The organism is Phenylobacterium sp. (genome assembly GCF_036402295.1).
Lineage (GTDB): Bacteria > Pseudomonadota > Alphaproteobacteria > Caulobacterales > Caulobacteraceae > Phenylobacterium.
The window spans coordinates 1-12,621 of the sequence record NZ_DASWTE010000428.1 but is presented as its reverse complement, the minus strand read 5'-3'; the positions used below and the strand labels follow the sequence as shown (position 1 = coordinate 12,621).

Annotated in this window: 12 protein-coding genes; 8 read left to right on the top strand and 4 right to left on the bottom strand. The window is 70.4% G+C overall.

What is annotated here, in order from left to right:
• The 5 genes from VGD44_RS24670 to VGD44_RS24650 all read left to right on the top strand — a co-directional run.
• Positions 1-262: winged helix-turn-helix domain-containing protein (locus VGD44_RS24670; RefSeq protein ID WP_414694723.1), on the top strand; the 262-nt coding region annotated here is incomplete at its 5' end.
• 104 nt (positions 263-366) lie between these two features.
• On the top strand, positions 367-2,751 hold the full coding sequence (locus VGD44_RS24665) for a M20/M25/M40 family metallo-hydrolase (protein WP_331091108.1): 2,385 nt from the start codon (positions 367-369) through the stop codon (positions 2,749-2,751).
• 29 nt (positions 2,752-2,780) lie between these two features.
• On the top strand, positions 2,781-3,131 hold the full coding sequence (arsC, locus tag VGD44_RS24660) for an arsenate reductase (glutaredoxin) (RefSeq protein WP_331091106.1): 351 nt from the start codon (positions 2,781-2,783) through the stop codon (positions 3,129-3,131).
• Positions 3,132-3,265: 134 nt separating this feature from the next.
• The gene (locus tag VGD44_RS24655; protein ID WP_331091104.1) at positions 3,266-4,606 is read left to right on the top strand and encodes a M23 family metallopeptidase; all 1,341 of its coding nucleotides are present in this window, start codon (positions 3,266-3,268) and stop codon (positions 4,604-4,606) included.
• Positions 4,607-4,669: 63 nt separating this feature from the next.
• A complete protein-coding gene (locus tag VGD44_RS24650; protein ID WP_331091102.1) occupies positions 4,670-5,473 on the top strand; it encodes a class I SAM-dependent methyltransferase in 804 nt (267 codons plus the stop codon).
• Between the two features lie 21 nt (positions 5,474-5,494).
• Here the strand turns inward: VGD44_RS24650 and VGD44_RS24645 are convergent, their stop codons facing one another.
• Complete coding sequence (locus VGD44_RS24645) at positions 5,495-6,577, bottom strand: Zn-dependent alcohol dehydrogenase (protein ID WP_331091100.1); 1,083 nt, start codon at positions 6,575-6,577, stop codon at positions 5,495-5,497.
• Between the two features lie 120 nt (positions 6,578-6,697).
• Here VGD44_RS24645 and chrA point away from each other — a divergent pair, with 120 nt between their 5' ends.
• Positions 6,698-7,903, top strand: a complete 1,206-nt coding sequence (chrA, locus tag VGD44_RS24640; RefSeq protein WP_331091098.1) for a chromate efflux transporter — start codon at positions 6,698-6,700, stop codon at positions 7,901-7,903.
• On the opposite strand, the gene VGD44_RS24635 is transcribed toward chrA, so the two are convergent.
• Positions 7,900-8,823, bottom strand: coding sequence for an alpha/beta hydrolase (locus VGD44_RS24635; RefSeq protein WP_331091096.1), 924 nt, complete (start codon positions 8,821-8,823; stop codon positions 7,900-7,902). The genes chrA and VGD44_RS24635 overlap by 4 nt on opposite strands.
• Positions 8,824-8,901: 78 nt before the next feature.
• Positions 8,902-10,521: a long-chain fatty acid--CoA ligase gene (locus tag VGD44_RS24630; RefSeq protein WP_331091094.1), complete on the bottom strand. Its 1,620-nt coding sequence runs from the start codon at positions 10,519-10,521 to the stop codon at positions 8,902-8,904.
• Positions 10,522-10,623: 102 nt separating this feature from the next.
• On the opposite strand from VGD44_RS24630, the gene ubiG reads away from it, so the two are divergent.
• Together ubiG and VGD44_RS24620 are read left to right on the top strand one after the other, a co-directional pair.
• On the top strand, positions 10,624-11,376 hold the full coding sequence (ubiG, locus tag VGD44_RS24625) for a bifunctional 2-polyprenyl-6-hydroxyphenol methylase/3-demethylubiquinol 3-O-methyltransferase UbiG (RefSeq protein WP_331091092.1): 753 nt from the start codon (positions 10,624-10,626) through the stop codon (positions 11,374-11,376).
• Positions 11,377-11,399: 23 nt separating this feature from the next.
• Positions 11,400-12,203, top strand: a complete 804-nt coding sequence (locus VGD44_RS24620; RefSeq protein ID WP_331091090.1) for an FkbM family methyltransferase — start codon at positions 11,400-11,402, stop codon at positions 12,201-12,203.
• Here VGD44_RS24620 and VGD44_RS24615 read toward each other — a convergent pair.
• Positions 12,200-12,621, bottom strand: a 422-nt coding sequence (locus VGD44_RS24615) for a nuclear transport factor 2 family protein (protein WP_331091088.1), incomplete at its 5' end; no start/stop codon positions are given. The genes VGD44_RS24620 and VGD44_RS24615 overlap by 4 nt on opposite strands.

Sequence of the window (12,621 nt, the reverse complement as noted above, 5' to 3'; positions counted from 1 at the left end):
CGTGCATCTGACCGGCAAGGAATATCAGATGCTCGAGCTGCTCTCGCTCCGGAAGGGCACGACGCTCACCAAGGAAATGTTCCTGAACCACCTCTACGGCGGCATGGACGAGCCCGAGCTGAAGATCATCGACGTCTTCATTTGCAAGCTCCGGAAGAAGCTCGCGGCCGCCGCCGACGGCAAGCACCACATCGAAACCGTCTGGGGCCGCGGCTATGTGCTGCGCGACCCGCAGGAAGGCGCGATCACCGTCGCCGCCTAAGCGATCCACTCCTATACCCTGCGAGACGCCCGCCCTCACCGGCGGGCGTTTTCGTTTTCCGCCGCCGCGGTCTAGCCTCGCGCAAAATCGGGAGGGAGTCGGGCGTGCTTCGATACCTTGCGCTGCTGGCGGCCCTCTCGGTGGGCGCCTGGATCGCGTTCATCGACGCGATGGTTCCCGAGTCCCAGCCGGCGGGCGCACGCTCGGTCGAGTTCTCGGCCGAACGCGCCTTCGCCGACGTGAAACTGATGGCCTCGCGGCCCCACCCCATCGGCTCCGCGGCCAACGCCCAGGTCCGCGACGCCCTCGTCCGCCGGATGACCGAACTGGGGCTGTCGCCACAGGTGCGGCCCGGCGTGGGGGTGCTGCAGCGCCCGGCCTATCCCGACCTCATCGTCGCCGGGCCCGTCGAAAACGTGGTGGGCGTGCTGCCCGGCCGCGACCGCACCAAGCCCGCGCTCGCCATCATGTCCCACTACGACAGCGTCCCGGGCTCGCCGGGCGCGGCGGACGACATCATGGGCGTGGCCGCCTCGCTGGAGACGGTCCGGGCGATCAAGGCCCGCGGCGTTCCCGCCCGCGACGTGATGCTGATCGTCACCGACGGCGAGGAGGCCGGCCTCCTGGGGGCCAACCACTTCTTCCAGCGCGACCCGCTGGCCAAGCGCGTCGGCCTGGTCCTGAACCTGGAGGCCCGCGGCTCGGCCGGCCGGGTCAACATGTTCCAGACAAGCAAGCAGAACGGCGAGCTGATCGACCTCTTCCAGCGGACGGCCATCCGCCCGGCCTCGTCCTCGCTCTCGGTGATGATCTATGAGCGGATGCCGAACGACACGGACATGACCGAGAGCCTCGCGGTCGGCGTCCCGGGCATGAACTATGCGATCATCGGCCGACAGTTCGACTACCACAGCGCCACCTCGACGCCCGCCAACCTCGAGCGCGGTTCGCTGCAGGACATGGGGACCCAGCTGCTGGCCGCGGCCGCCGAGACGGCGTTCGCCGCGGAGCTGCCGGGCAAGTCGGCCTCGCCGATCTACTCGAACCTCTTCGGCGACGTGCTGATCGCCTATCCGGTCTGGGTCGGCTGGGTGCTGCTGGTCGTCATCGCGGCCCTGCTGACCTTCGCGGTGCGCTGGGCGCGGCACGCCGGCGCGTTCCCGGCGACCGACGTCCTGCGGGGCATGGGCGCGCTCATGTTCGGCGCGCTGGGCGCGGTGGCGCTGCTGCAGTTCGCCCGCCTGCTCACCGGCGCCGAGTTCGGCTTCGTCGAGCAGAGGTTCCTGCTGGCCCAGGTCACGCCCTGGGAGTGGGCGATCATGCTGCTGTCGCTCGCCTTCCTGATGCTGGCGGCCGGCGAACTGGCGCGTGGCCGGCGCTGGATCGCCGCCCTGCCGGTGGCGTTGGGCCTCGGCTGCTCGGCCTTCGGCGGGTTCGACATGATCGGCGCGGTCACCGGCGTGCTGGCCGGGTTGGTCGGGGTCTTCGTCTACAGCCGGCCCACGTCGCGGCCGGGCGCCTGGGCTGGCGTCCTGCTGTTGGGCCTGATGCTGTCGGTGGTCGTCCAGGCGGCGTTCCCCGAGGCGTCCTACGTCCTGGTCTGGCCACTGCTGGTGGGCGCGCTCGGTGCGGCCGCCACGTCGCTCGGCGCGCAGCGCGGCGCAGTCGCGACCGCCCTGCTGGCGGCCATGGCGGCTGTGACGCTGGGGTGGGTGGGCGGTATCGCGCACTTCACGTTCGAGGCCATGGACCTGATGCCGCTGTTCGGCCTCCAGATCATCACCGCGGGCTTCGTCCTCTGGCCGTTGGCCCAGCCGGACGAGGGCGCCGAAAGGGGCGTGATCGTAGGCACGATGCTGCTGGCCGGCGGCCTCGCCCTCACCGTCGTCGTCCGGACGGAGGAGCCGTGGTCGGCGCGATATCCGCAGGCGAGCTACGTGGGCTACCTGGTCGACCAGGACACCGGCCGGGCCTGGCGGTTCGCGCGGCGGAGCGACGAGACCGACTGGAGCCGCCAGGTGCTGGCCGCCGAGGACGGTGAGGCCCCGCTGCTCAAGCACTGGTCATGGCGCAGCGCCCAACGGGCCGCGCCCGCGCCGCCGGTCGCCGAGCCGTCGCCGCAGGTCTCCCTCACCAAGCGGGCCGACGGCACGGTGCGGCTGGCGGTCGTACCGCCGCCCGGCGCCCGGACGCTCACGCTGCAGCTCCGCGCCAGAACGGCGGCCGAGGCCGTCACGCTGGCCGGCGTGCCGATCAACCTTGCCCTGCCGGCGGGCAAATGGGTCACCGTGGCGTGGCAGGCGCCGGGGAAGGCGCCCGACCTCGTCATCCGGCCCAGTGGTCGGGGTCGGCTTGACGTGCGCTACAACGCCCTCCTCGAACGCTGGCCCCAGGGCGTCGCGCCCCTGCCCCCGCGACCGGCCGACGTGATGGCCTGGGACACCTCGGACTCCACCTTCGTGACCGGGACGCGCGCGTTCACTTGGTGATCGACCTTCGAGGGGTTATCCCGCGGGCCATGAGTGACGTGACGATCTATCACAACCCCAATTGCGGGACCTCGCGGAACACGCTCGCCCTGCTCCGCGACAAGGGGATCGAGCCCACCGTCGTCGAATACGTGAAGGCGGGCTGGACCAAGGACCAGCTCCAGGACCTGCTGACGCGGATGGAGGTGGGCGCGCACGATATCCTGCGCGTGCGCGGCACCAACGCCGACGAACTCGGCCTCACCGATCCCGGCGTTTCGGACGACGCGATCATCGCCGCGATGATCATCGAGCCGATCCTGGTGAATCGCCCTATCGTCGTGACCCCTAAGGGCGCGGCGCTCTGCCGTCCGGCGGAGCTGGTGCTGGGCCTGATCTAGAGGCTGAGACAATTTACCGGTCGCGGTAACCTCGCGTTTCCGCTGATCATTCAATTACTGCAGGGGCGCCGGGGGGTGCTTTTTCCAGGCTCCGGGCATCCGGGGCCACGCAACGGTCAGTAACCGGGGGCGGCATGCAGGAATTCGACCCGCGCGGATTTTCGAGGCGCTATGCGCCGCGCCTGATCGCAGGCGCCGTTGCGTTCACCGCCGCGGTGGCCGGATGGCAGGCCGCGTTGCGCCTCGACCGGCCACAGGCGCCGGTGATGGCCCCCGAGCAGGCCGCGGCCCTGCAGCACGCCGCCTTCACCCGCGCCGAGACGCAGATCGGCTTCAGCCGCGCCGAGAACATCGAGGTCAAGGTGCGCCCGGGCGAGACGCTGGAAGGCGCCGTGCAGCGCGCCGGCGTGGCGCCCGACGAGGCGCGCCAGGTGGTGGCCACGCTGGGCCGCGCCATGGACACCGTGAAGATCAAGGCGGGCCTGGCCTTCGACGCGGCCGTCGCGCAGCCTCTGTCCGACGGCGGCCAGGCGCGATTGATCGGACTGTCGATGCGAACCGGCCCCGCGACGTCCGTCACCGTGTCTCGCACCTTCGACGGCGCGCTGCGCCTGCGGGCGCTGGAGGAGAAGGTCGCGCACGAGACCACCGTCGCCGACGGCGAGATCCAGGGCTCGCTCTACGAGAGCGCCCAGCGCCTCGGCGCGACGCCCGCCATCACCGCCCAGGTGGCCAAGCTATTCGCCCACAAGCTGGACTTCCAGCGCGACATCCAGCCGGGCGACGACTTCCGTCTGGTCTTCGACCGCAAGGTCACCGAGAGCGGCCGCACCATCGAGACCGGCGAGCTGGAGTATGCCGAGCTGCACGGCGTGAAGTTCTTCCGCTTCCAGCGCGACGGGGGCGAGGCCGAGTACTTCGACGAGCACGGCAAGAACATCCGTGGCTTCCTGCTGCGCACGCCGGTCGACGGCGCGCGGCTGACGTCGCGCTTCGGCATGCGCCGCCATCCCATCCTGGGCTATGCGCGCGCCCACCAGGGCGTGGACTTCGGGGCGGGCCACGGCACGCCCGTGCTGGCGGCCGGCGACGGCGTGGTCGTGAAGGCCTCGCGCTGGCGCGGCTACGGCAACTGGCTGCAGATCCGCCACTCCGGCGGCTGGGACACCGGTTACGCGCACCTGTCACGCTACGCTAAGGGCATGCGGCCGGGCACGCGGGTGCGCCAGGGCCAGGTCGTGGCCTACGTCGGCTCGACGGGCATGTCGACCGGACCGCACCTGCACTACGAGGTCTGGCAGAAGGGCCGCCGGGTGAACCCGGTCGGCGCCAAGGTTCCGCAGGGGACGGTCCTGGCGGGCGCCGAGCTTGCCCGCTTCAAGGCCGAGAAGGGCCGGCTGGAACGCCTGCTCGCCGAGGGCCCGCCGCCGACGCGGGCCATGGCGTCGGCCGGCGAGCCGATCTCTTCCCGCTAAGCTTGCGCCCTGCGCCGCTTCGCGCCTAGTTGGCGGCGAGTATCGGCGTATGGGGAAGTCTCGATGGGCGTGACGTCGAACACGGCGCGAGCCGTACGCAGCTGGGTCGCCGAGTGGCCGCCCGAGCCCTCCATCGACATCGTCTACAGCCTGCTTCGCCTGCTGGGGCAGTGGCGTTCATACGTGCTGTCCAACACCTACGTCTCCCTGGAAGGCGCCCGGATCTGGGGCGGGCCGTTCGCCGGGATGGAATACGTCAGCGTCGCCGCCGAGGGCGCCCTGATGCCGCGTCTTCTGGGCACCTACGAGTGCGAGCTGCATCCGCACCTCGCCGCCATCACCGCCGAGGGCGTGGACTGCGTGATCGATGTGGGCTGCGCCGAGGGCTACTACGCCGTGGGCCTGGCGCGGGCGATGCCGCAGGTGACAGTCTACGCCCACGACATCGAAGAAAAGGCGCGCGTGGCCTGCGCCGACCTGGCCGCCCGCAACGGCGTGAGCGATCGGGTCATCGTCGGCGGTGAGTTCAAGCCGCAGGACTTCCAGGCCTTCGCCGGACGCCGCGTGCTGGTGATGGTCGACGCCGAGGGCGCCGAGGTCGACATCCTGCAGCCCGAGCTGGGTCCGGCGCTGGCCCAGATGACCATCATCGTGGAGACCCACGACGTCTATCGGGCCGACGCGCTGGCCACCATCCGCGGGCGTTTCGAGGCCACCCACGACATCGTCCAGGTGGACACGGGGACGAAGCACCTCACCGGCCCGCCGTGGCTGTTGGACTTCAACCACCTGGACCAGCTGCTGGCCGTCTGGGAGTGGCGCCACCGCCCCACGCCCTGGCTGGTGATGCGGCCGAAGGCGCGCTGACGCCTCCGGCCGTGCGTTGCGTCAGGCGTCGAAGACGATGACCGAGCGGGCGACCGCGCCGGTCTTCATTTCCTCGAAGGCCTCGTTGACCTGTTCGAGCTTGATGCGGCGGCTGACCATGTCGTCCAGGTGCAGCTTGCCGGCCATGTAGGCGTCGACCAGTCGGGGCATGTCGACCGGGAACCGGTTCGAGCCCATCAGCGAGCCCTGGATGCGCTTCTCGCCCAGGAAGGCCGCGCCCATCAGGCTGATGGTCTGACCGACCGGGATCATGCCGATGACGTTGGCGGTGCCGCCCCGGCACAGCATGTTGAACGCCTGCTCGGCGGTCGCGGCGAGGCCGATGGCCTCGAAGCTGTGCTGCACGCCGCCGCGGGTCATCTCCAGCACGGTCTTCACGGCGTCGGGGCCGCCCAGCACGAAGTCGGTGGCGCCCATGGACTTGGCGAGGTTCTCCTTACCGGGCGCCATGTCGATGGCGATGATCCGGCCGGCGCCGGCGAGGGCCGCGCCATTCACCGCCGCCAGGCCCACGCCGCCGCAGCCGATGACGGCCACGGTGTCGCCCGGTCGGACGTTGGAGGTGTGGATCACGGCGCCGACGCCGGTCATCACGCCGCAGCCGATCAGGGCCGCGCGGTCCAGCGGCATGTCCTTGCGGATCGCGACGCACGCGTTCTCGTGGATCAGCATCTGTTCGGCGAAGGACGACAGATTGAGGTACTGCAGCATCGGGCCGTTCGCCGACGACAGGCGCGGCTCCTCTTCCTCGCGGCGCTTGGTCTCGGGCGACACGCAGCGGGCCATGTGGCCGGTGACGCAGTGGTCGCAGTGGCCGCAGAAGGCCGACAGGCAGGTGATGACGTGGTCGCCGGGCTTCACGGTGCGGACTTCCGAACCGACCGCCTCGACGACGCCGGCGCTCTCGTGGCCCAGGACGGCCGGCATCGGGTGCGGATACTTGCCCTCGATGAAGTGCAGGTCCGAATGGCAGACGCCGGCGGCGGCGGTGCGGATCAGCACCTCGCGCGGGCCCGGCTTGGAGATGTTCACGTTCTCGATCTGAAGCGGCTTGCCCACTTCGCGCAGCACGGCGGCCTTCATCGGCGTCTTCCCCTTCTCTGAAACGGTTGTTTGGCGGAAAGCCTTATCGCCGTTCAGATGGGGCTGGGAAGCCCTAAACGCGGCTCGACAACGCCACGATTGGATTTCATCTAGACGGCCATGGACGACGCCCAGCCGGTCCGCACCGTCACCGCCTTCGACGTCTTCCTGGCGTTCCTGCGACAGGGGCTGACGGCCTTCGGCGGCCCGGTGGCGCACCTGGGCTACTTCCGCAGGGAGTTCGTCGAGCGGCGCGGCTGGATCAGCGAGGCCGCCTACGCCGACCTCCTGGCGCTCTGCCATTTCCTGCCCGGGCCGGCCTCGAGCCAGGTGGGGATGGCCATCGGCCTGCGGCAAGCCGGCCTGGCCGGCGCGCTCGCGGCGTTCGCCGGCTTCACCCTGCCGGCCGCCACGGCCATGATCGCCTTCGCCACGTTCTCGCCTGAACTCATGTTCCGGTTCGGCGACGGCTGGATCCACGGCCTGATGATCGCCGCCGCCGCCGTCGTCCTGCAGGCGGTCATCCAGATGGCGCGCACCCTGGCCGTGGGCCCGATCCGCGCCGGCATGGCGATCGGGGCCGCGTTGGGCCTCGTCATTGCGCAGAGCCCGGTGGCGCAGGTGGCGGCGATCGTGGCCGGCGGCCTCTTCGGCCTGGCCATGCTGCGCGGCGACGCCGGCGAGACGCCGCCGGATGACGCCGCCGAGACCGTGGACCCGCAGAGCGCGCTCGTCGCGCTGGCGCTGTTCGCGCTGCTGCTGGTGGGCCTGCCGGTGCTGGCGGCGCTGCTGCAGAACCCGGGGCTGGGGCTGGCCAGCGTGTTCTACCGCACCGGCTCCTTGGTGTTCGGCGGCGGCCACGTGGTGCTGCCGCTGCTCGAGCGCGAGGTGGTCGACCGCGGCTGGCTCGACCAGGAGACCTTCCTGATGGGCTACGGCGCGGTGCAGGCGCTGCCCGGCCCGCTGTTCAGCTTCGCGGGCTACGTGGGCGCCGCCCAGACCTACGGGCCGCGCGGGATCGTGGGCGGTCTGATCGCGCTCTTCGCCATCTTCCTGCCGAGCCTGTTGCTGGTCGTGGGCGTGTTGCCGTTCTGGGACCGGCTGAAGCGCGAGGGCTGGGCGCGCGGCGCCCTGGCCGGCGTCGGCGCGACGGTGGTGGGCGTCCTGGCCGCCGCGCTATGGGACCCGGTGCTGATGACCACCATCAAGCGCCCCGCCGACTGGGCGCTGCTGGCCGCCGCCTTCGTGTTCCTGCAGGTCGCGAAGCTGCCGCCCTGGCTGGTGGTGATCGGCTTCGCCGTCGCGACCGGCTGGTTCCTGCGTTAGGCCGTCTGCGCGTTCTTCACGCCCAGCTTCACCGGCCAGAAGCCCGAGAGCTTCGGCCAACGGAAGGTCCAGGCCGGCCCCTTCTGCGGGATGCATGACTCCAGCGCCGCAATCAGGATCTCGGCCGGGCCGTCGTTCAGGAAGTGGTTGGCGCCCTCGGTGCGGACCACGCGGATCGGGCGGCGGGTCACCGTCTCGTCGGCCAGCTTCTCGGCTACCTCGAGCGGGGCGAAGTCGTCCTGGTCGCCGTGGATCATGTGGATCGGCACGTTCACCCGGGCCAGCGCGCGCTTGGCGTGGCGCAGCTGCGGCCTCTGGCCGGTCACCTCGATGACGGCGTGGCGCAGGTCGCGCGGGATCATCTTCAGCGCCTTGCCGCCCAGGTCCAGCAGCCACCGTGCGGTCGGCCCCGCCTCGCCGAAGAAGCCGGACAGCAGCACCAGGCCCGCCACCTTGCCGGGGTTCTGGTCAGCCATGATCGAGGCGATGGCGGCGCCGTAGCTCTGGCCCACCAGCAGCACCTTCTGACCGGGCGCGGCCCGCAGCACGGGCGCCAAGGCCTCGGCCTGGACGCGGATGTCGGTGACGGGGTGCAGCGGCTCGGAGCCGGCATAGCCCGGCCGGTCGACCACGATCATCTCCCGCTCGGGCGGCAGTTCGGACATCGTCTCGGCCCAGTACTCGGCCCAGGATGGCGCGCCGGTGATCACCACGATCTTCCAGGGCGCAGGAACGGCGCGCGGCGTCTCGAGCGCCGAGATGCGCCAGCCATGGCCACCGCCGGACATAAAGCTGGTGCGGCGGACGACATGATCCGGAAAATCCGCCGACGTGGGGGCGTGTTCGGTGCGGCCCTTGGCGGCGGCCTCGATCGCCGCCCACCCCATCGCCAGCACACCCTTTGGACGTTTGCGAGCCAACGCCCGACCTCCTCAGTACCTCAGCATCACCTGGAGATGTGAACGCACGGTTCAAGGGGCGGTTCTGTTAGGCTTTTTTCATGGAGACGATGCGGCCGGCGCTGTGGCCAGCCGGTCACGCAATTCGCGTTTCAGCACCTTGCCGGTGGGCCCGATCGGGAGCGCATCGACCACCCGAACCTCGTCCGGCGTCCACCACTTGGCGACCCGCGCGCCCACGTGCGCCTTCACCTCCTCGGGGTCGACGCTCTGGCCCGGACGGAGCGTGACCAGCAGCAGCGGCCGCTCGTCCCACTTCGGGTGCGGCATACCCACCGCCGCGGCCATGGCGACCGCCGGGTGCGAGCAGGCCGCCTCCTCCAGGTCGAGCGTGGAGATCCACTCGCCGCCTGACTTGATGACGTCCTTGGCCCGGTCGGTCAGGCGCAGGTAGCCCTCGGGGTCGATGGTGGCGATGTCGCCGGTGTCGAACCAGCCGTCGGCGGTGAAGGCGGCCGCGCCGTCCTGCTTGAAGTAGGCCGAGCTCACCCACGGCCCGCGCACCTGCAGTTGGCCGGGGCTCTTGCCGTCGCGCGGCAAGAGGCTCCCGTCCTCGCCGACGATCCGGAGCTCGACGCCCCAGAGGCCGCGGCCCTGCTTCAGCTTGCGCTGCAACGTCGCCTCGGCGCTCTCCCCCGCGTGCTGCGGCAGAGCGGTGTTGATCACGCCCAGCGGCGAGGTCTCGGTCATGCCCCAGATCTGGCGCACCCTGCCGCCCAGCCGCGCCTCGATGCGGGCGATCAGCGAAGCGGTGGGCGCCGAGCCGCCGATGGCGATGGTCCTGACCGAGGTGAGCTGGCCGCCGGTCTGGTCCAGGTGGTCGGCCACGCCCACCCAGATGGTCGGCACGCCCAGGAGGAAGGTCACCCCCTCCCCTTCGATCAGTTCGCAGACGGACGGACCGTCCAGCAGCCGGCCCGGCAGCACCAGGGTCGCGCCGACCAGCGGCGCGGCATACGGGGTGCACCAGGCGTTGGCGTGGTACATCTGGGCGCAGGGCATCACCACGTCGCGGGCCGACAAGTCGAAGGCGTCGGGCAACGCCAGCGCCAGCGCATGCAGGACTGTCGAACGGTGGCCGTAGAGCACGCCTTTCGGGTTCCCCGTCGTGCCGGAGGTGTAGCAGAGGCCCGACGCGCTCTTCTCGTCGATGTCGGGCCAGTCGAAGTCCGGTGTCTGGGCCGCCAGCAGATCCTCGTAGACCAGCACGCCCGGCGGCGCGTGGGCCGCATCCGTCATGGCCACGAAGGTCTTCACCGTGGCCATCCTCGGTCCGATCTCGGCGACCAGGTCCGAGAATGTGATGTCGAACAGGAGGACCGAATCCTCCGCGTGGTCGGCCACCCACACCACCTGGTCGGGATGCAGTCGCGGATTGATCGTGTGCAGCACCGCGCCGATGCCGGTGACGGCGAAGTAGAGCTCGAAGTGTCGATGGGTGCTCCAGGCCAGGGTCGCCACCCGGTCGCCCGGCTTCACGCCCAGGGCCAGCAGCGCCTTGGCCATCTGCTTCGACCGCTTGAGCGCATCGGCGTAGCCGTAGCGGTGGATCGGCCCCTCGACCGTCCGCGTCACCACCTCGCGGTCGCCATGGTAGAGCGCCGCATGCTCCAGGATCGACGGGAGCGTCAGCGGCCGGTCCATCATCAGCGCCTGCATGGGTCCTCCGTCAGGTGTTGGCCTCAAGGCTAGGGCCGGCCGGCGAAACCGCAACATCGCAGGGCTTGGGGCAAGGATCGATCCGACTTAAGACACGCTCCCATGAGCGCGCAGCCCCGATCCAGCGTCGATCCGGCCGAGGTCGAGACCTTCTCGCGGATCGCGGCCGAGTGGTGGGACCCGCGGGGCAAGTTCGCGCCGCTGCACAAGTTCAATCCCGTCCGCCTCGCCTTCATCCGCGACCAGGCCCTCTACCGCTTCGGCCGCGACGGGAAGGCGCGACGCCCGTTCGAAGGCCTGCGCCTGCTCGACATCGGCTGCGGCGGCGGCCTGCTCTCCGAGCCCATGACCCGGCTGGGCTTTGCGGTCACCGGCGTCGACGCTTCCGAGCGCAACATCAAGACCGCCGCGGCCCACGCCGCCGAACAGGGCCTTTCCATCGACTACCGCGCCTCCACGGCGGAAGACCTGCTGGCCGCCGGCGAGCGGCCCTTCGACGTGATCCTCAACATGGAGGTGATCGAGCACGTGGCCGATCCGGCCGCCTACCTGCAGGACTGCGCGCGCCTCCTGAAGCCTGGCGGCCTGATGATCGTGGCCACCCTGAACCGCACGCTGAAGGCGCTGGTGCTGGCCAAGATCGGCGCCGAGTACATACTGCGCTGGCTGCCGGTCGGCGCGCACGACTGGAACAAGTTCCTGAAGCCCCAGGAAATCCGCGACTTCCTGTCCGGCCAGCCGGTCGTTGTGGACGGCCCCTATGGAGTCGTATTCAACCCGCTCACCGGCCGTTGGACGGAATCCGTCGACACCGACGTGAACTACATGATGACCGTGGTGCGCGACGCCGCCTGAGGGTCGCTCGCGGGGGAGTTTGGATGTCTTCGTTACGCGTGCTGGGCCACGCCTTCCGCGCCTGGCGCCGCAACCGGACCTGGGCCAAGCACGAGCCCGAGACGCCCTACCTGGCCGACCTGCTGTCGGGCGCGCCCGTCTGCCTGCACGTCGGCGCCAGCGACGGCCGCCACTCCTACGTCATGACGCAAGTGGCGCCCAAGGCGCGCATCTACGCCTTCGAGCCCTCGGCCTTCGCCTTCGAGGTGCTGAAGACCGCCATCGCCTGGCACCGCATCGGCAAGCAGGTGACGCCCGTCCACGCCGCCGTCGCCGACAAGCCGGGCGAGATGCTGCTGGTCACGCCGAAGAAGACCTCCGGCCGCATGGGCCGCGCCTACGCCTACGTCGCCGAGACCCGGCCCAACGGCCCGGCGCGCCCCGACCTGGAGGACACAGGCATGGAGGTCCAGCCCACGCCGGTCATCACCCTTGACGGCTTCTGCGAGGCCCACGAGATCGAGAAGATCGACTTCATCCGCATGGACATCGAGGGCGCCGAGCTGAAGGCGCTGATGGGCGCGATCCAGATCCTCGACCGCGACCGCCCGCACGTGCTGCTCGAGATCCATCCGGCCATGCTGCAGGCCCGCTTCGGCGCCTCGGGCGACGCGGTGCTCGACGTCTTCCGCGACCGCGGCTACCGCATGTTCGCCCTCAACGGCGACCGCCTGGAAGAACGCACGACGCTCGTCGAAGGCCTCCCCTGGAAGGACTACTTCTTCATCCACCCCAGCCGCGCCGGCCGCCTGCCCGACGGGGTGTTCAAGGCCCGGATGGCGGCTTAGTCCGGGAACTGGATCAGCGCGTCGAATTTCCGGCCCATGCGCATCGCCTGGAGCGGCGCGGTGTCGGCGTAGACCACCTCCTCGATGATCCGGCCATCGCGCAGGGTCAGCTTGTCGACCCCCCGCCAAGTGACGACGTGCTCGCCATAACGGTTCGAGCTTTCCCATTCGACGACAATCACGTCGCCGCGCAGCGTCCACCCCAGGAGCTTCCACGTGAGATGCGGGGCGTTCTGTTTCGTCAGGTCGTTCAGCTTGCCGATCTCGCTGCCGCGGATCACGCGGCTGGCGAACGGGTAGTGCAACTGGCCCTCGGGGCGCCAGAGCCGCAGGAACGCGGCGCCGTCCTTGGCGGCCCATGCTGCGGCGAAGCGTTCGACGAACGCGTGGGCTTCCTGGTCGGTCATGCCGGATCTCC

Excerpts from the sequence above, each read along its gene's own strand:
- VGD44_RS24630 (WP_331091094.1), bottom strand. The coding sequence starts at position 10,521 with ATGCAGGCGCTGATGATGGACCGGCCGCTGACGCTCCCGTCGATCCTG.
- VGD44_RS24620 (WP_331091090.1), top strand. The coding sequence starts at position 11,400 with ATGTCTTCGTTACGCGTGCTGGGCCACGCCTTCCGCGCCTGGCGCCGC.
- arsC (WP_331091106.1), top strand. The coding sequence starts at position 2,781 with ATGAGTGACGTGACGATCTATCACAACCCCAATTGCGGGACCTCGCGG.
- ubiG (WP_331091092.1), top strand. The coding sequence starts at position 10,624 with ATGAGCGCGCAGCCCCGATCCAGCGTCGATCCGGCCGAGGTCGAGACC.
- chrA (WP_331091098.1), top strand. The coding sequence starts at position 6,698 with ATGGACGACGCCCAGCCGGTCCGCACCGTCACCGCCTTCGACGTCTTC.
- VGD44_RS24650 (WP_331091102.1), top strand. The coding sequence starts at position 4,670 with ATGGGCGTGACGTCGAACACGGCGCGAGCCGTACGCAGCTGGGTCGCC.
- VGD44_RS24655 (WP_331091104.1), top strand. The coding sequence starts at position 3,266 with ATGCAGGAATTCGACCCGCGCGGATTTTCGAGGCGCTATGCGCCGCGC.
- VGD44_RS24645 (WP_331091100.1), bottom strand. The coding sequence starts at position 6,577 with ATGAAGGCCGCCGTGCTGCGCGAAGTGGGCAAGCCGCTTCAGATCGAG.